This window comes from Janthinobacterium sp. 1L-D-8-B-C4 (assembly GCF_057291295.1).
Window position 1 is genome coordinate 201,860 of the sequence record NZ_JBXAVX010000014.1, and the last position, 17,849, is coordinate 219,708.

16 protein-coding genes are annotated in these 17,849 nt (G+C 63.8%); 15 read left to right on the plus strand and 1 reads right to left on the minus strand.

Going from position 1 to position 17,849, the window contains the following annotated elements; all coding sequences use genetic code 11:
- Nucleotides 1-169: 169 nt before the first annotated feature.
- The 14 genes from AC0Z42_RS22550 to AC0Z42_RS22615 all read left to right on the plus strand — a co-directional run bounded on the left by AC0Z42_RS22550 (nucleotide 170) and on the right by AC0Z42_RS22615 (nucleotide 15,795).
- Nucleotides 170-1,330, plus strand: coding sequence for a fumarylacetoacetate hydrolase family protein (locus AC0Z42_RS22550; protein ID WP_485470412.1), 1,161 nt, complete (start codon nucleotides 170-172; stop codon nucleotides 1,328-1,330).
- Between the two features lie 35 nt (nucleotides 1,331-1,365).
- Entirely contained in the window at nucleotides 1,366-2,133 is a 768-nt protein-coding gene (gene xylB, locus AC0Z42_RS22555; protein WP_485470413.1) for a D-xylose 1-dehydrogenase, read from the plus strand.
- Nucleotides 2,130-3,926, plus strand: a complete 1,797-nt coding sequence (locus tag AC0Z42_RS22560) for an IlvD/Edd family dehydratase (protein ID WP_485470414.1) — start codon at nucleotides 2,130-2,132, stop codon at nucleotides 3,924-3,926. Before xylB ends, AC0Z42_RS22560 begins: the two co-directional genes overlap by 4 nt.
- A 142-nt stretch (nucleotides 3,927-4,068) precedes the next feature.
- Complete coding sequence (xylF, locus tag AC0Z42_RS22565; RefSeq protein WP_485470433.1) at nucleotides 4,069-5,043, plus strand: D-xylose ABC transporter substrate-binding protein; 975 nt, start codon at nucleotides 4,069-4,071, stop codon at nucleotides 5,041-5,043.
- Between the two features lie 150 nt (nucleotides 5,044-5,193).
- Entirely contained in the window at nucleotides 5,194-6,765 is a 1,572-nt protein-coding gene (gene xylG / locus AC0Z42_RS22570; RefSeq protein WP_485470415.1) for a D-xylose ABC transporter ATP-binding protein, read from the plus strand.
- Entirely contained in the window at nucleotides 6,762-7,904 is a 1,143-nt protein-coding gene (locus AC0Z42_RS22575) for a sugar ABC transporter permease (protein ID WP_485470416.1), read from the plus strand. The genes xylG and AC0Z42_RS22575 overlap by 4 nt, the downstream gene beginning before the upstream one ends.
- Nucleotides 7,905-7,974: 70 nt before the next feature.
- The gene (locus AC0Z42_RS22580) at nucleotides 7,975-9,168 is read left to right on the plus strand and encodes a XylR family transcriptional regulator (RefSeq protein WP_485470417.1); all 1,194 of its coding nucleotides are present in this window, start codon (nucleotides 7,975-7,977) and stop codon (nucleotides 9,166-9,168) included.
- Nucleotides 9,165-9,953, plus strand: a complete 789-nt coding sequence (locus AC0Z42_RS22585) for an aldose epimerase family protein (protein WP_485470418.1) — start codon at nucleotides 9,165-9,167, stop codon at nucleotides 9,951-9,953. The genes AC0Z42_RS22580 and AC0Z42_RS22585 overlap by 4 nt, the downstream gene beginning before the upstream one ends.
- Before the next feature lie 77 nt (nucleotides 9,954-10,030).
- A complete protein-coding gene (locus AC0Z42_RS22590; RefSeq protein WP_485470419.1) occupies nucleotides 10,031-11,044 on the plus strand; it encodes a 2-dehydro-3-deoxygalactonokinase in 1,014 nt (337 codons plus the stop codon).
- A complete protein-coding gene (gene araD / locus AC0Z42_RS22595) occupies nucleotides 11,041-12,771 on the plus strand; it encodes an L-arabinonate dehydratase (RefSeq protein WP_485470420.1) in 1,731 nt (576 codons plus the stop codon). Before AC0Z42_RS22590 ends, araD begins: the two co-directional genes overlap by 4 nt.
- A gap of 136 nt (nucleotides 12,772-12,907) precedes the next feature.
- Nucleotides 12,908-13,801, plus strand: a complete 894-nt coding sequence (locus AC0Z42_RS22600; RefSeq protein WP_485470421.1) for an SMP-30/gluconolactonase/LRE family protein — start codon at nucleotides 12,908-12,910, stop codon at nucleotides 13,799-13,801.
- A gap of 22 nt (nucleotides 13,802-13,823) precedes the next feature.
- Nucleotides 13,824-14,462, plus strand: coding sequence for a bifunctional 4-hydroxy-2-oxoglutarate aldolase/2-dehydro-3-deoxy-phosphogluconate aldolase (locus AC0Z42_RS22605; RefSeq protein WP_485470422.1), 639 nt, complete (start codon nucleotides 13,824-13,826; stop codon nucleotides 14,460-14,462).
- A 71-nt stretch (nucleotides 14,463-14,533) separates the two neighbouring features.
- Entirely contained in the window at nucleotides 14,534-14,956 is a 423-nt protein-coding gene (locus AC0Z42_RS22610; RefSeq protein ID WP_485470423.1) for a CoA-binding protein, read from the plus strand.
- Entirely contained in the window at nucleotides 14,953-15,795 is an 843-nt protein-coding gene (locus AC0Z42_RS22615; RefSeq protein WP_485470424.1) for a PPK2 family polyphosphate kinase, read from the plus strand. Before AC0Z42_RS22610 ends, AC0Z42_RS22615 begins: the two co-directional genes overlap by 4 nt.
- A 5-nt stretch (nucleotides 15,796-15,800) precedes the next feature.
- Here the strand turns inward: AC0Z42_RS22615 and AC0Z42_RS22620 are convergent, their stop codons facing one another.
- A complete protein-coding gene (locus tag AC0Z42_RS22620; protein WP_485470425.1) occupies nucleotides 15,801-16,904 on the minus strand; it encodes an extracellular catalytic domain type 2 short-chain-length polyhydroxyalkanoate depolymerase in 1,104 nt (367 codons plus the stop codon).
- Nucleotides 16,905-17,061: 157 nt separating this feature from the next.
- On the opposite strand from AC0Z42_RS22620, the gene AC0Z42_RS22625 reads away from it, so the two are divergent.
- Nucleotides 17,062-17,658, plus strand: a complete 597-nt coding sequence (locus tag AC0Z42_RS22625; protein WP_485470426.1) for a glutathione peroxidase — start codon at nucleotides 17,062-17,064, stop codon at nucleotides 17,656-17,658.
- Nucleotides 17,659-17,849: the final 191 nt, after the last annotated feature.

Sequence of the window (17,849 nt, forward strand, 5' to 3'; positions counted from 1 at the left end):
TCCTGGACCACGGCCAGACGCAGCCGGCCCCCATGAAGCAGGGTTTTTTGGTGCGTCGCAATACCAATAATCATCATGCAATTTGGTGATTTTCGTAATTGCGGCGGCGTTGGACGGCGCGCAGAATCGGCCTCACCTGAACTTTGCTCCCATTTTCCCGAAAGCCGCCATGTTGCCGATTTCCCCTGTTTCCCTGCTGCCTGCCGACCTGGCCAACGCCACCCTGATCGGCCGTATCTGGCGCGATGGTCCCTGCGTGGTGGCCGTGCGCGGCGGTGAAGTATTTGACATCACGGCGTCGGTATCGACCGTGTCGGAGTTGTTGGAGCGCGACAATCCGCTCGAGTTTGTCCGCCAGGCGCAAGGCGAGTCGCTGGGACAGGTAGAGCAATTGCTAGGGCAGGCCCTGGCCGCGCCGGCAGGCCAGCCCTTGTTGCTGGCACCATGCGACCTGCAGGCTGTCAAGGCTTGCGGCGTGACGTTTGCCGTCAGCCTGCTCGAGCGCGTGATCGAGGAACAGGCCGGCGGCAATGCCGACAAGGCCAATACCTTGCGCGCCGCCCTGCAAGCGACCCTGGGCAGCGACCTGTCGGCCCTGAAGCCCGGTTCGGACGCGGCACAGCGCCTGAAAGAGCAATTGCAGCAGCGTGGCGCCTGGTCGCAATACATGGAGGTGGGCATCGGCCCCGACGCCGAAGTGTTTACCAAGGCCCAGCCGATGTCGTCGGTCGGCTGCGGCGCGCAGGTGGGCCTGCTGCCGGCATCTGCCTGGAACAACCCGGAACCGGAAATCGTCCTGGCCGTCAACAGCCGCGGCGAAGTGCTGGGCGCGACCTTGGGCAACGACGTCAACCTGCGCGATATCGAAGGGCGCAGCGCGCTGCTGCTGGGCAAGGCCAAGGACAACAACGGTTCCTGCGCCATCGGCCCCTTCATTCGCCTGTTCGACGACAGCTTTACCATCGACACCGTGCGCGACGCCGAAGTGTCGCTGCTGATCGAGGGCGCCGACGACGGCTTCGTGCTGGACGGCGCCAGCTTCATGCGCGAAATCAGCCGCGATCCGCTCGACCTGGTGCGCCAGACTGCCGGCCAGTACCACCAGTATCCGGACGGCTTCATGCTGTTCCTGGGCACCATGTTCTCGCCCGTGAAAGACCGTGGCGCGCCGGGCGGCGGCTTTACCCACCACTTGGGCGACCGCGTGACGATTGCCAGCCCGGCCCTGGGCGCGCTGGTCAATGAAGTCCAGCATTGCGACACGATCGCGCCGTGGCAGTTCGGCGTGCGCGCGCTGTACGGCAATCTGGCAAAACGCGGCCTGATCTGATTCATACCTTACACAAAATAATACGAGAGACACTAATGCTGCATGCAACCTATCCCAGCCTGGCCGGAAAAAACGTCATCATTACCGGTGGCGGCACCGGCATCGGCGTGGCCATCGTCGAAGCGTTTGCGCGCCAGGGCGCCCAGGTCACTTTCCTCGACATCGCCACCGAGCCTTCGCGCGAACTGGAAGCCAAGCTGGCCGACCTGCCGCAACCGCCCGTGTTCCGTCATTGCGACCTGACGGATCTGGCCGCGCTGGCCACTACCTTTGCCGACATTGAAGCCTCGGTTGGCGCCACCGATATCCTGATCAACAACGCCGCCAACGACGACCGCCACCAGATCGAAAACGTCACGCCCGCCTACTGGGACGAGCGCATCGCGGTCAACCTGCGCCACCAGTATTTCTGCGCCCAGGCCGTGGCGCCGGCCATGCGCGCCCGCAAAAGCGGCGTGATCCTGAACCTGGGATCGATCTCGTGGCACCTGGCGCAAGCCAACCTGTCGATCTACATGACGGCCAAGGCCGGCATCGAAGGCCTGACGCGCGGCCTGGCGCGCGACCTTGGCGTCGATGGCATCCGCGTCAACTGCATCATCCCCGGCGCGGTGCGCACGCCGCGCCAGGAGCGCCTGTGGCATACGCCGGAAGCCGAAGCGGTAATCCTGCAGGGCCAGTGCCTGCAGTTGCGCGTGGAGCCGGAAGACGTGGCGGCGCTGGCGCTGTTCCTGGCGTCGGACAATGCCGCCAAGTGCGCCGGCCGTGAATACTATGTCGACGCAGGCTGGTACGGCGCATGAGCGAGCTGAAAATTCCACCGACCGGCGCGCCGCGCCGCTTCCGCTCGCAGGACTGGTTCGACAATCCCGACCATATCGACATGACGGCGCTGTACCTCGAGCGCTTCATGAACTACGGCATCACGGCCGAGGAACTGCGCTCGGGCCGGCCCATCATCGGCATCGCCCAAAGCGGCAGCGACATCAGCCCGTGCAACCGCATCCACCTGGACCTGGCCAAGCGCGTGCGCGACGGCATCCGCGACGCCGGCGGCATTCCGATGGAATTCCCGCTGCACCCGATCTTTGAAAACTGCCGCAGGCCGACGGCCGCGCTGGACCGCAACCTGGCGTACCTGGGCCTGGTGGAGATCCTGCACGGCTATCCGATCGACGCGGTGGTGCTGACCACCGGCTGCGACAAGACCACGCCGGCGCAATTGATGGCCGCCGCCACGGTGGACATTCCCGCCATCGTGCTGTCGGGCGGCCCGATGCTCGACGGCTGGATGGACGGCGAACTGGTGGGCTCGGGCGCGGCCATCTGGAAAGGCCGCCGGCAACTCTCCGCCGGCCTGATCGACAACGACAAATTCCTGCAGATCGCCGCCGCTTCGGCGCCGTCGGCCGGCCACTGCAACACCATGGGCACGGCCTCGACCATGAACGCGCTGGCCGAAGCCTTGGGCATGTCGCTGACGGGCTGCTCGGCAATTCCCGCGCCGTACCGCGAACGGGGCCAGATCGCCTATGAAACGGGGCGACGCATCGTCGCCCTGGCGCATGATGACGTACGTCCGTCAACCATTTTGACGCGCGAAGCATTCCTGGACGCGATCATTGTCAACGCGGCCATCGGCGGCTCGACCAACGCCCAGCCGCATTTGATGGCAATGGCGCGCCACGCCGGAGTCGAGCTCCATTCGAGCGACTGGATGGCGCATGGCTACGACGTGCCGCTGCTGCTGAACATGCAGCCGGCCGGGAAGTATCTGGGCGAGCGCTTCCACCGAGCCGGCGGCGTGCCGGCCATCATGTGGGAACTGCAGCAGGCAGGCTTGCTGCATGCCAACCGCCCCACGGTTACCGGCAAGACCATGCTGGAAAACCTGGCCGGCCAGGAGAGCAATGACCGCGAGATGATCCGCCCGTTTGCCGAACCATTGAAGGAAAAGGCCGGTTTCCTGGCCCTGCAGGGCAATCTGTTCGACTTTGCCATCATGAAGACCAGCGTGATTTCGCCTGCTTTCCGCGAGCGCTACCTGTCGCGCCCCGGCAGCGAAGGCGTGTTCGAAGCGCGCGCCATCGTGTTCGACGGTTCAAGCGATTACCACGCCCGCATCAACGACCCGGCGCTGGCGATCGACGACAGCTGCATGCTGGTGATGCGCGGCGCCGGCCCGGTCGGCTGGCCAGGTTCTGCCGAAGTGGTCAACATGCAGCCGCCCGACGCCTTGCTGAAAGCCGGCATCCAGAATTTGCCGACCCTGGGCGACGGGCGCCAGTCCGGCACCTCGGACAGCCCGTCGATCCTGAACGCCTCGCCCGAAAGCGCGGTCGGTGGCGGCCTGGCGCTGCTGCGCACGGGCGACATGATCCGCGTCGACCTGGCTGCCGGCCGCTGCGACATGCTGGTCGACGAGGCCGAACTGGCGCGCCGCGCGAAAGAACTGCCGCCACCTATCAACGAGAGTGCCACGCCATGGCAGGAAATCTACCGCGCCAGCGTGGGCCAGCTGGAAACGGGCGCCTGCATGGAGCTGGCGCTGAAATACCGCGCCGTGGGCCAGACCCTGCCACGGCATAACCATTAGCAGGTAGGTCGGGTTAGCGCTGCGCGCGTAACCCGACACCACCACAGACACAAAATTTTTCAGAAGCACCCGTAGTTAAAAAACGTTGTTAATAACATCCACTAGGAGACACACCATGAACAAGATCATCAGCGCCGCCATCATGACCGCCATGCTGGCAATGACCAGCGGCGCCGCCCTGGCCGATGCCAAAAACCCGAAGATCGGCTTTTCCATCGACGACCTGCGCGTGGAACGCTGGACGCGCGACCGCGATTTCTTTATCGCCGCCGCCGAAAAGCAGGGCGCCAAGGTGTTCGTGCAATCGGCCGACGCCAGCGAGCAGCGCCAGATTTCGCAGATCGAAAACCTGATCTCGCGCGGCGTCGACGTGCTGGTGATCGTGCCGTTCAACGCGACGGTACTGAACAACACCGTCAAGGAAGCCAAAAAAGCCGGCATCAAGGTGCTGTCGTATGACCGACTGATCCTGGGCGCCGATATCGACGCGTACATTTCGTTCGACAATGAAAAAGTCGGCGAAATGCAGGCCGAAGGCGTGACCAAGGTACAACCGAAAGGCAATTACTACCTGCTGGGCGGTGCGCCGACCGACAACAACGCCAAGATGCTGCGCGAAGGCCAGATGAAGGTGCTGAAACCGTTCATCGACAAGGGCGACATCAAGATCGTCGGCCAGCAATGGGTCAAGGACTGGAGCGCCACCGAAGCGCTGTCGATCGTGGAAAACGCGCTGACGGCCAACAACAACAAGATCGACGCCATCGTCGCCTCGAACGACGGCACCGCCGGCGGCGCGATCCAGGCGCTGGCCGCGCAAAAACTGGCCGGCAAGGTACCGGTCTCGGGCCAGGATGCCGACTTGGCCGCCGTCAAGCGCGTGATCGCCGGCACCCAGGCCATGACCGTCTACAAGCCGTTGAAAACCATCGCTTCGGAAGCGGCCAAACTGGCCGTGCAACTGGCGCGCAACGAAAAGCCGGCCTACAACTCCAGCTATGACAATGGCCTGAAAAAAGTCAGCACCGTGCTGCTCAAACCAACGCCGCTGACCAAGGCGAACGTCAACATTCTCGTCGACGACGGTTTCTATACCAAGGCGCAGCTGGGTAATTGATTGCCTTAGCTTTACTTTCAACCAAGCGGCAGAAACTGGGGTCGGACGGGGACGCCTAGTCCCTGAGGGTCCGACCCCGGCCTTTCGACGTTGGGGTGGGAATACCAGCTACAACCGGTGTAGTTTCTGTTATCAGCAACGAGAGTGAGCATGTCCGACTATCTGCTTGAAATGAAAGGCATCGTCAAACAGTTTGGCGGTGTCCGCGCGCTCGATGGCATCGACCTGCAAGTGCGGGCCGGCGAGTGCATTGGCCTGTGCGGCGAGAATGGCGCCGGCAAGTCGACCCTGATGAAGGTGCTGTCGGGCGTGTACCCGCACGGCACCTGGGATGGCGAAATCCTGTGGGACGGCCAGCCCCTGCGCGCCGAATCGATCCGCGATACCGAGGCGGCCGGCATCATCATCATCCACCAGGAACTGATGCTGGTGCCGCAGCTGTCGGTGGCCGAAAACATCTTCATGGGCCGCGAGATCACCATGGCGGGCGGGCGCATGAATTATGGCGCCATGTACAAGCGCGCCGACGAACTGCTGCGCGAACTGAAGATACCCGAACTGAACGTGGCGCTGCCGGTGATGAATTACGGCGGCGGCCACCAGCAGCTGGTGGAGATCGCCAAGGCGCTCAACAAGAATGCGCGTTTGCTGATCCTGGACGAACCGTCGTCGTCGTTGACGGCGTCCGAAATCGCCGTGCTGCTCGATATCATCCGCGCATTGAAGGCCAAGGGCGTCACCTGCATCTATATTTCGCACAAGCTTGATGAAGTGGCGGCGATTTGCGACACCATTGTCGTTATCCGCGACGGCAAGCATATCGCCACCACGCCGATGGCGCAGATGAATGTCGAACGCATCATCGCGCAGATGGTGGGCCGCGAAATGAACCAGCTGTATCCGCACCGTAGCAAAAAAGACGCGATCGGCGAGGTACTGTTCGAGGCGCGCCACGTGACCTGCATCGACGCCGACAATCCGCAGCGCAAGCGCGTCGACGATGTCTCGTTCAGTTTGCGCCGCGGCGAAATCCTCGGCATTGCCGGGCTGGTGGGAGCAGGGCGCACGGAACTGGTCTCGGCGCTGTTCGGCGCCTACCAGGGGCCGTGCCAGGCCGAAGTCTGGCTCGATGGCAAGCAGATCGACACCACCTCGCCGCAAAAGGCGATCGCCATGGGCCTGGCGATGGTGCCCGAAGACCGCAAGCACCACGGCATCGTGCCGGACCTCGACGTGGGCCAGAACATCACCCTGTCGGTGCTGGGTCAGTTCGCGCGCGCCACGCGCATCGACGGCGATGCGGAACTGTCGGCCGTGCGTGGCGAGATCGCCCAGCTGGAACTGAAAACGGCCAGCCCTTCGCTGCCGATTACCAGTCTTTCTGGCGGCAACCAGCAAAAGGCGGTGCTGGCCAAGATGCTGCTGACGCGCCCGCGCGTGCTGATCCTCGACGAACCGACGCGTGGCGTCGATGTCGGCGCCAAGTATGAAATCTACAAGCTGATGCTGGCGCTGGCCGACCAGGGCGTGGCCATCATCATGGTCTCGTCCGAGCTGGCCGAGGTACTGGGGGTATCGGACCGCGTGCTGGTGATGGGCGAAGGCCGCTTGCGCGGCGACTTTATCAACGATGGCCTCAGCCAGGAAACCGTGCTGGCGGCGGCGCTCGACCAGCGCCCGGCGCCAGGCATCAACACTGCACACAAGGAACCTGCCGCATGAATACGCATAGCGTGAAACAACTTTTTACCCAGTACAAGATGCTGGCGCTGCTGATCGCAGTGGCCCTGATCTGGGCCTTTTTTTCGTGGAAGACCGAAGGCAGCTTCGTCACGCCGCGCAACCTGTCGAACCTGCTGCGCCAGATGTCGGTCACCGGCATTCTGGCCTGCGGCATGGTGCTGGTGATTATCGCCGGCGAGATCGACCTGTCGATCGGCTCCTTGCTGGGCCTGTTGGGCGGCATTGCCGCCGTGCTCGACGTCACGCAGCACTGGCCGCTGGCGCTGAACCTGATGGCGGTGCTGGGCTGCGGCCTGGTGATCGGCCTGTTGAACGGCTATCTGACGGCCTACCGGGGCATTCCGTCGTTTATCGTCGGCCTGGGCGGCATGCTGGCGTATCGCGGCATCTTGCTGGGCATTACGGGTGGCATCACCATCGCGCCGGTCTCCGAGCCGATGGTCTACCTGGGCCAGGGCTATCTGCCAGCCACGCCGGGCGTGATCCTGGGCGTGTTCCTGTTCGTGCTGGCCGCTTTCCTGACCTGGCGTGGCCGCACCAGCCGCGCCCAGCATGGCTTGCCGCAAACGGCGGTGTGGATCGACACCCTGCGCGTGGCGGTGATCGGCGCGGTGCTGTACGCTTTCGTGCGCACCCTGAACGGCTATGAAGGCATTCCGCTGCCGGTGCTGCTGCTGCTGGCGCTGCTTGGCCTGTTCAGCTATATCACCAGCCAGACGGTATTTGGCCGCCGCATCTATGCGGTGGGCAGCAATATGGAAGCGACGCGCCTGTCGGGCATCAACGTGAAAGCCGTCAAGCTGTGGATCTTCGGCATCATGGGCCTGATGTGTGCGCTGGCCGGCCTGATCAACACGGGCCGCCTGGCGGCAGGCTCGCCTTCGGCCGGCACCTTCAGCGAACTCGATGCGATTGCCGCCTGCTTTATCGGCGGCACCTCGATGCGCGGTGGTTCGGGCACCGTGTATGGCGCCCTGATCGGCGCGCTGGTGATGGCCAGCCTCGACAACGGCATGTCGATGCTGGACGTCGACACGTATTGGCAGATGATCGTGAAAGGCAGTATCCTCACCCTCGCCGTCTGGGTAGACGTTAGTACAAGGGCGGGACGCCGGTAAAAAGACCGATGCGTGACAGGCAGCCAGGGACGAAGATACGTCCCGGCCGCCACAAGGAGGAGACACCCACATGAAGATGCCGACCGCGCACCGGATCGCGCTGCTTTTCAATGGCAACAAGATCTACGACCGCGACATTATCGCCGGCATCGCGGCGTATCTGAACACCACGCGCGTGTCGTGGGATTTGTTCCTGGAAGAAGACTTCCGCTGCCGCCTGCCCGGTATTGAACGCTGGCAGGGCGACGGCATCATCGCCGACTTCGATGACCCGGCCGTTTGCGCGGCACTGGCCAACAGTCATCTGCCGGTGGTGGCCGTCGGCGGCTCCTACGCGCAGGAAAGCAGCTACCCGGCCGGCATCCCCTATGTCGCGACCGACAACTTCAAGATCGTCAAGCTGGCCTACGACCACTTGGTCGAAGCGGGATTGAGCCGCTTTGCCTGTTTCAGCCTGCCCGAAGCCGATGTGAACCGCTGGGCACAGGAGCGCGAAACGGCCTTCTGCACCCTGATGGAACGCGACCACATGCGCGCCGACGTGTACCGGGGCGTGGCCACCAGCGCGCCGTCGTGGGACGAGGCGGTCGAGCAGCAGATCGCCTGGCTCAACAGCCTGGAAAAACCGGTCGGCATCATTGCCGTCAGCGACGCGCGGGCGCGCCAGTTGCTGCAGGCCTGCATGCATGCCGGCATTGCGGTGCCCGAGCAAGTAGCGCTGATCGGCATCGACAACGACCCGCTGGCGCGCATGCTGACGCGCATACCGCTCAGCTCCGTGATCCAGGGCGCCGAAGAGATGGGCCGCACGGCTGCGCACCTGCTGCACCAGATGCTGAACGGCGCGCGCCTGGCCGACACGCGCATCCTGGTGCCGCCGGCCGGCCTGAATGTGCTGGCCTCGACGCGGCACCAGCCGTTCCAGCATCCGCAGGTGATGCAGGCGCGCCACTTCATTCGCCAGTACGCCTGCCAGGGTATCAAGACCGAGCAGGTGGCCGATTACGTGGGCGTGTCGCGCTCGACCCTGGAAGCGCATTTCCGCCACGAGCTGGGGCGCAGCGTGCACGATGAGATCCTGCATTTCAAGCTCGATGCGGCCAAGACCCTGCTCACGCGCGAACCGGGCCAGGTGGCCGACGTCGCCGTGCGCTGCGGCTTTACCACGGTGCAGTACATGCACGCCGTCTTCAAGCGCGAACTGGGCTGCACGCCGCGCGAATTCCAGTTGCGCAGCCGGTCGCCACAGGCGGCCTCTCCATGACCATCAGCGTCGCTGCCGGCAGCCACATCTTGAGCAACAGTCGTGGCATGCGGGTGCAAGTCAACCCGCACGACGCCAGCCTGCAAGCGTGGTGGGCGCCCGACCGCTATGGCCGCCTGGCCGATGTGCTCGGGCAGGCGATGGCGGCGCCGGCCAGCGAGACGGCTGCGCCGCGCTGGCAGTGCGATGCCGCCAGCGACGCCGGCCTTGAGCTGCGCCTGGCGCAGGATGGCCTGTGCGTGCGCCTGCGCTACCGGCTGGAAGACAATGGCGGCCTGCATATCGACTGCGAGGCGGTGGCAATCGCGCCGGCCCGCATCGGCCTGGCGGCACCCTCGTTCAACCTGCATGGCGGCGGCGTGGTGGCAGATCATGTGCTGCGCCTGGCGGCCGACCATTATCTGCAGGCCGCTGTTGTGACCGACGTGGCCGGCAGCGCGTTTGATTTTCGCCAGCCGGCGCCGCTCGGCGCGCGCCTGGCCTGGCCCGGCGCCCAGCCGGCCGGCACCGTGGGCTTCGACCACGGCTTCTGCCTGGCCGGCGACGGGTTGCTGCGCGAAGCGGCGCGCGTGGCGGACCCGGCATCGGGCCGCGAGTTGCGCTTTTTCACTACCCAGCCACGCTTGCATTTGCACTCGGACAATCGCCGTTTTTGCCTGGCAACACAAGCCCTGGATGTGCCCTGTGGTGCGGCGGCCAGGCACACTTTCGTGTATCGTTTGGGGGTACAGGATATCGATGCATTTGACATATCGGAATCGGTATCAATGTTGTTAAATAAGTGATTGGTCAGATATGCCGCGCGGTTCTAACATAGGGCAGTTTTTAGCCCATCTTTTTACTGACGCCGCGAAACTTGCCCATGAATATAATCACCATCGATGCCGGCACCACCAATACGCGTACGCTGTTATGGCGGGACGGCGCCGTCGTCGCCCATGCCTCACAGGAAATCGGTGTGCGCAATACGGCCATCGATGGCCATAACGGCGCGCTCAAGCAGGCTCTGCGCGACAGCATCGCCGCCGTGCAATCGCAGGCGGCCATTGCCAGCGCCGACATCAAGCTGGTGCTTGCTTCAGGCATGATCACCTCGCCCATGGGCGTCAAGGAAATACCGCATCTTCCGGCCCCGGCCGGTCTGGCGCAACTGGCGCAAGGCATGCAGGCGGTCGACCTGCCCGACGTACTGTCCCAGCCGCTGTGGCTGGTGCCGGGCGTGCGCAACCAGCATGGCGCCATCGGCCTGCACAATGCCGAAGCGATGGACATGATGCGCGGCGAAGAAACAGAAGTGATCGGTTTGCTGGACCGCCTGCAATTGCAGGGCGCGGCCACCCTGATCATGCCCGGTTCGCATACCAAGCTGGTCAGCGTTGACGAGCAGGGACGCATCATGGGCTGCGCCACCACCATCGCCGGCGAGCTGCTGCAGGCGATTACCCAACACACCCTGATACGCCAGTCGGTCGACGGCGATTTTGCCGAGTCGCTGGTACCGAAGATGCTGCTGGCCGGCGCCGCCGCCGCGCAGAAGACCGGTCTGGCGCGCGCCTGCTTCAGCGTGCGTACGCTGGCCCAGTTCGGCGCCGTCGAGCGCAATGAACGCGCCAACTTCCTGATGGGCGCCGTGCTCAGCGGCGACCTGCTGGCGCTGCGCAACAGCAGCGCCATCCAGATGCGCCCCGAGACCACCCTGGTCATCACGGGCAAGGCCATGCTGCGCCAGGCGCTGGCATTATTGATCGAAGAACACGGATTTTTTTACGGCAAGCGCATCGTCGTCGACGATGCACAGCAAGCCAATCTGGCGGGCCATGGAGCCCTTTTAATTGCCGCCGCGCGCGGCTTGATTTCACAGCAGGAGGCCGCGTGAGCGAGCAAAAGAACAAACGAGTATTACGCTCGCAATCGTGGTTTGGTGGCGACGACAAAGACAGCTTCATCCACCGCAGCTGGATGAAAAACCAGGGTATGCCCAGCGACGCCTTCGATGGCCGTCCGGTCATCGGCATCTGCAATACCTGGTCCGAACTGACGCCATGTAACGCGCACTTCCGCGACCTGGCCGAAATGGTCAAGCGCGGCGTGCTCGAAGCAGGCGGCTTCCCGGTCGAATTCCCCGTCATGTCGCTGGGCGAGACCAATTTGCGCCCGACCGCCATGTTGTTCCGCAACCTGGCCAGCATGGATGTCGAAGAATCGATCCGCGCCAACCCGATCGACGGCGTGGTGCTGCTGACCGGCTGCGACAAGACCACCCCGGCCCTGCTGATGGGCGCGGCCAGCGTCGACCTGCCGACCATCGTGCTGTCGGGTGGCCCGATGCTGAACGGTAACTACCGTGGCAAGCCGATCGGCTCCGGTACCGACGTCTGGAAGTTCTCCGAAGACGTCCGCGCCGGCCGCATGACGTCCGCCGAATTCAAGCAGGCCGAATCGTGCATGTCGCGCTCGGCCGGCCACTGCATGACCATGGGTACGGCATCGACCATGGCCAGCATGGTCGAAGCGCTGGGCGTGACCCTGCCGGGCAACGCCGCGATTCCGGCCGTCGATTCGCGCCGCAAGCTGCAGGCGCAGCTGACGGGCCGCCGCATCGTCGACATGGTGCACGAAGACCTGAAACTGTCGAAAGTGCTGACGCGCGACGCGTTTGAAAACGCCATTATGGTCAACGGCGCCATCGGCGGCTCGACCAATGCCGTGATCCACCTGCTGGCGATTGCCGGCCGTATCGGCGTCGACATGCGCCTGGCCGACTGGGACCGCTTGGGCCGCGACATTCCATGCCTGCTGAACCTGATGCCGTCCGGCCAGTACCTGATGGAAGATTTTTATTATGCAGGTGGCCTGCCCGTGATCATCCGCGATTTGCTGGACAAGCTGCATGGCGAAGCGCTGACGGTGACCGGCGCCACCATGGCCATCAACGTGGCCGAAGCGGAAAACTTCAATCCCGAAGTCATCACGCCGCTTGAACAGCCGTTCAAGGACGAAGGCGGCATCGCCGTCCTGCACGGCAACCTGTCGCCGCGCGGCGCCGTCATCAAGCCATCGGCCGCCTCGCCCGAACTGATGCAGCACCGCGGCCGCGCCGTGGTCTTCAGCAGCATCGAGCACTACAAGGAACGGGTCGATGATCCTGATCTGGACATCGACGCCAGCTGCATCATGGTGCTGCAGAATTGCGGCCCGCAGGGCTACCCCGGCATGGCCGAAGTGGGCAACATGGGCCTGCCGAAGAAACTGCTGGAACTGGGCGTGCGCGACATGGTCCGCATTTCGGACGCGCGCATGAGCGGCACGGCGTACGGCACCGTAGTGCTGCACGTGGCGCCGGAAGCGGCCGCCGGCGGCCCGCTGGCGCTGGTGCGCGATGGCGACATGATCGAACTCGACGTGCATGGCCGCCGCCTGCACCTGGAAGTGTCGGACGAAGAACTGGCGCGCCGCCGCGCCGAATGGAAGCCGATTGCCCCGACCATGCGTGGCGGCTACCAGTCGATGTATATCAAGCACGTGATGCAGGCCGACGAAGGCGCCGACCTGGACTTCCTGGTCGGTTGCCGTGGCTCGGCCGTACCGCGCGAGTCGCATTGATTAGCAATTACCCCTAAAGCAAGGGCCGGGGTCAGACCCTCAGGGACTCGGCGTCCCCGTCTGACCCCAGTTTTCGCTTCTGGGGTACAAATGACACTGGCCGCTTATATGACAGCCAGGTCAAAAAGGAAAAAATATGGAGACAAAAGCCGAACTGCTGGTCGACTCCCAGGATTTCCTGGGCGAGGGCGTGCGCTGGTGCGAACGCAGCGGGCGCGTGTTCTGGACCAATATCGAAGGCTGCAAGCTGCATGCTTTGACCTTGGCCAGCGGCGTACGCGAAACCTGGGCCATGCCCGAGCGCCTGGCCTGCTTTGCGCTGACCGGCGACGAGCATGTGCTGCTGCTGGGACTGGCCTCGCGCCTGGCCTGGTATGACCTGCGGAGCAGCGCCGTGACTACCTTGCATGAGGTGGAAGCGGATATGCCGATGACGCGCCTGAACGATGGCCGCTGCGATCGCCAGGGCCGCTTCGTGTTCGGTACCCTCGACGAGCGCCCATGCCGCGATCCGATCGGCAGTTTCTACCGCCTGAACCTGGACCTGACGCTGGAACGCCTGCCGCTGCCGAACGTGGCGATCTCGAACAGCATCTGTTTCAGCGTCGATGGCACGGCCATGTATTTCTGCGACTCGATCCAGGGCGTGATCTGGCGCTGGGACGATTACCTCGGTGGCGACGCCAGCCAGGTCAAGGTGTTTGCGCATCTGGCCGGCGAACCCGGTGCGCCCGACGGCGCCACCATCGATGCCGATGATCATCTGTGGAGCGCGCAGTGGGGCGCTTCGCGCGTGCTGCGCTTTGCGCCCGACGGCAGCATCGCCCGGCAGGTAACTTTGCCCGTCTCGCAGCCGAGCTGCGTGAGCGTCGGCGGCCCCGCTTGCAACGACGTATTCATCACCACGGCGCAGGAAAACCTGACGCCGGAACAACTGGCGGCAGAACCGCAGGCCGGTGGCCTGTTCCATGCGCACATCGAAGGCGTGCGCGGCTTGCCCGAAGTGCGCTTTGGTGCACTGCCAGCTTAATTGATCGATCAGGAGAATCAGCATGTTGAAACAAACAATTTTTCAGGGCATCGTCGAGCGCGGCATGGTGGGTATCGTGCGCGCCGACTCGCCCGAGGCTGCGGTACAGATCGCCGAGGCGTGCATCGCCGGCGGCGTGACGGCGCTGGAAGTGGCGTTCACCACGCCCGATACGCTGGGCGTGCTGCGCACCCTGCGCGAGCGCCACGGCAAGGACGTGCTGTTGGGCGCGGGCACGGTGCTGGACCCTGAAACGGCGCGTGCGGCGATCCTGGCCGGCGCCCAGTTCATTATTTCGCCCGGCGTCAATGTCGACACCATCGCCGTGTGCCAGCGCTACCAGGTGCTGGCCATGCCGGGCGCCATGACGCCGACCGAAATCGTCACGGCGGTGCAGGCTGGTGCCGATATCGTCAAGGTGTTCCCGGCCGAGATGTTTGGCCCCGCCTATATCAAGGCCCTGCGCGCACCGCTGCCGCAAGTGCCGTTGATGCCGACCGGCGGCGTGACGGTAGAAAACCTCGGTGAATGGTTTGCCAGCGGGGCCATCGCTGTCGGCATCGGCAGCAGCCTGAGTGGCCCGGGCGCCAAGGGCGATTACGCCGCCGTCACCAGCCGCGCGCGCGAGTTCGTCGCGCAGATGGCCGCCATCCGCAAGTAAGCCGGCTCCAGGCATGGCCTGAATCTGCTACGCTAGGCGGGCAATTCCGCACGCTTATCGTTGACCTGACCATGCCCTCTATCGCCCGCATTCTGCAAGACGCCCGCATTATCGCCATCGTCGGCATGTCCGACAAGCTTGACCGCGCCAGCCACCAGGTGGCCGAGTACCTGCTGGAGCACGGCTACCGCGTGGTGCCCGTCAACCCGGCGCTGGCCGGCCAGGAAGTGCTGGGCCAGCGCGCCTATGCCACCCTGAGCGAGGCTGCCGCCTCCGTGGCGCCCAAGCGCATCGATATCGTTGATGTTTTCCGCAAAGCCGAAGATATTGTGCCCATCGCCGAAGAAGCGGTGGCCATCAAGGCCGGCTGCCTGTGGCTGCAACTGGACGTCGTCAACCAGGAAGCCGCAGCGATTGCGCGCGCGGCCGGTCTCGACGTGGTAATGGATCACTGCACGAAAATCGAGCACCGCAACTTGCCGGTGGCCGCATGAAGGCGCGCACGCAGTTCCGCGCCGGCAAAGGGTTTGACCTGGACGAGGATTTTGCCGGCAAGCGCTTGCTGGGCGCCGCCACCAAGGCCGCCAACAAGAAGCTGACCCACGCCCAGTGCAAGGCGTTGGACCGCGAGGAAACACAGGCCCTGACGGCGCAGATCGCCGAGTGCCAGAGCATGCTGTACGCGCAGCGCAAGCAGAAAGTACTGCTGGTATTGCAGGGCATGGACACCTCGGGCAAGGATGGCACGGTGAAAGCCATCTTCAGCAATATCAACCCGATGGGCATCCGCGCCGTGGCCTTCAAGGGGCCAACCGATATCGAACTGGCGCACGACTACCTGTGGCGCGTGCACCAGCATGTACCGGTGAAAGGCGAGATCGCCATTTTCAACCGCAGCCATTACGAAGACGTTTTGATCACGCGCGTGCAGGACATGATCGACAAGGCCGAATGCCAGCGCCGCTTTGCGCAGATCCGCGATTTTGAGCGCATGCTGAGCGAGACCGGTACCGTCATCCTGAAAATTTTCCTGCATATCTCGAAAGACGAACAGCGCGGCCGCCTGCAGGAACGCCTGGACGATCCCGACCGCCAGTGGAAGTTCGACCCGAACGATATTTCGCAGCGCAAGAAGTGGGCATCCTACCAGCGCGCCTATGAAACGACGCTGCGCGAGACCGACGCCGATCACGCGCCCTGGTATGTGGTGCCGGCCAATTCCAAGACCCAGCGCAACCTGGTGGTGGCCTCGCTGCTGCTCGAAACACTGCAGGGCATGAAGCTGGCCTACCCGGCGCCGGACCCGAAGCTGTCGTCGTACAAGGTCGAATAACCGTCCTAGCGCGACCCTCTGCGCGCGGCCAGGCGGTCGAGCATCGCCTTGACCGCCTCCATCTGCGTGCCGCTCTTGCGGTAAAACTCCGGCGCCAGCGGGTTGATGCTGGTGTAGCCCCAGAAGTCCCAGCAGCCTTTCGGGTTGTAGGGGTAGATCGGGCTCGGTTCGACCTGCGGATACAGCACCACGATCTTGTTGGCATCGGCCACCTGGTTGTAGCCGGTGCGTGTATAAAACTGCTCGCCGATCGCCTGCGTGGTTTGCAGGCAGCCGTGGAACACCACATGCACGCGGCAGCTCTCGCTGTTGCAGGCGGCGGGTATATAAGCGTAGCCCGTATTGCCCATGCTGGAATACGAACTCCTGATAAAGCCGCGCTGGTTGAAGGCGATCAGTTTCCCCTTCAGGGTAATCGATGATGGTTGCAGGTCCGGGTACAGATGCTGCAGGATGTCGCGCGCCTGCACAAAGCCGCAGTTGTTGATGAACGGCGGCGCGGTGCTGTCGCAGGCCGAGTCCTGCAGGCTGTCGGTAATGATGGCGTGGCCGGCCGCCACCGTATCGGCAAGGCGGATTTGCGCGGCCGGCGTGCCGGCCAACTGGTAAAACCTGGCCACCTGCTCAACCACTGGCCGCGTTACGGTCTGGTCTTTGGCGCCGCTGAACAGATAGATGCGCTGGCGCTGCAGGTTGCCGGTGTCGTCGATCAGCTTGTCGCGCGCAAAATCCTGCGCCGCGCGCAGCAGGCCGGCAGCATCGGGCGGGGACACCTGTGCGTCGCCCGGGTTCATGCAGGTGCTCAGGGCATTGTTCAGGTAAGCGATATACGGAAAGCGGCCCGGCTGGCTGGCGCAGTAATATGGCCCGCCGGCGATAATGCCGGCGCCGCTGACGGTGGCCGAATAGGCGACGGCGAACTGCGCCGCCATGAAGCCGCCCGACGACAGGCCGGAGACCGTGGTCTGGCGCAAGTCGACCTGCAGCGCGGGCAGGGCGATGGCCTCGGCTTTGGGGACCGCCGGCTTGGCGGGGTTGGTAATGGCATGCACCTGCGGCGCCAGCAGCAGGCTGGCGGCGAACAGGGCAGGGATGGCTGGATGGGTCATGGCGTGTCCTTGCAATGGGGTATGCCGAGCATAGGGAAAAAATATGTCCCATGGGCAAGCACTGTCCTGCTCTTGATATCGCTCAATTGGCGCCGTGGCATGCGCAAGCGGGGCGATTGGCATAAAATGCTTTTTTATCCTTCATCATGGTGCCCGCATGTCCAAGACTATTGCCAAGCTGTTTGCGTTGACCGCCCTGTGCGCGGGCATGCCGGCTTTTGCCGCCCAGCCGGTAGCAGCCGCCGCCGCTCCAGCCGTGGCAGCGCCCGCAGCCTGTCCGGCCATCCTCAAGCAGACCTTCAACCGCCTGCAGGACGAAGCGCCGCAGAACCTGTGTCAGTACGCGGGCAAGGTCGTGCTGGTCGTCAATACGGCCAGCTATTGCGGCTTTACCAAGCAGTATGAAGGCCTCGAAGCGCTGTATGCCAAATACGGCAGCAAGGGATTGGTGGTGCTGGGCTTCCCGTCGAATGACTTCGGCAACCAGGAGCCGGGCAACAGCAAGGATATCGCCGACCTGTGCTACAACACCTATGGCGTGAAATTCCCCATGTTCGCCAAGTCGGCGGTGTCCGGCTCCACGCCGAACCCGTTCTATGCCGACCTGATCAAGCAGACCGGCAAGACGCCGGCCTGGAATTTCCATAAATACCTGATCGACCGCAACGGCAAGGTACTGGAGAGCTTCCCCAGCAAGGTGACGCCGGAAGACAAGAAACTGGTGGGCGCCGTGGAAAAGGCGCTGGCGATGTAAGCATAAACCGGCCCGCGCGCCGTAATGCCGTTCAGTTAAGCTGTCCGACGCATTTAAATGCGTAAGGCGTAAAAACGTAAAAATGGCGGGCCGGCGTGAACTGACCCCAAATAGTTGGACGGTTTAATTTGCTAGCTGCTCAAGAACTGAGTTCTGTACTGCACAGGACTCAGCCCTTTTAGCTTGAGCTT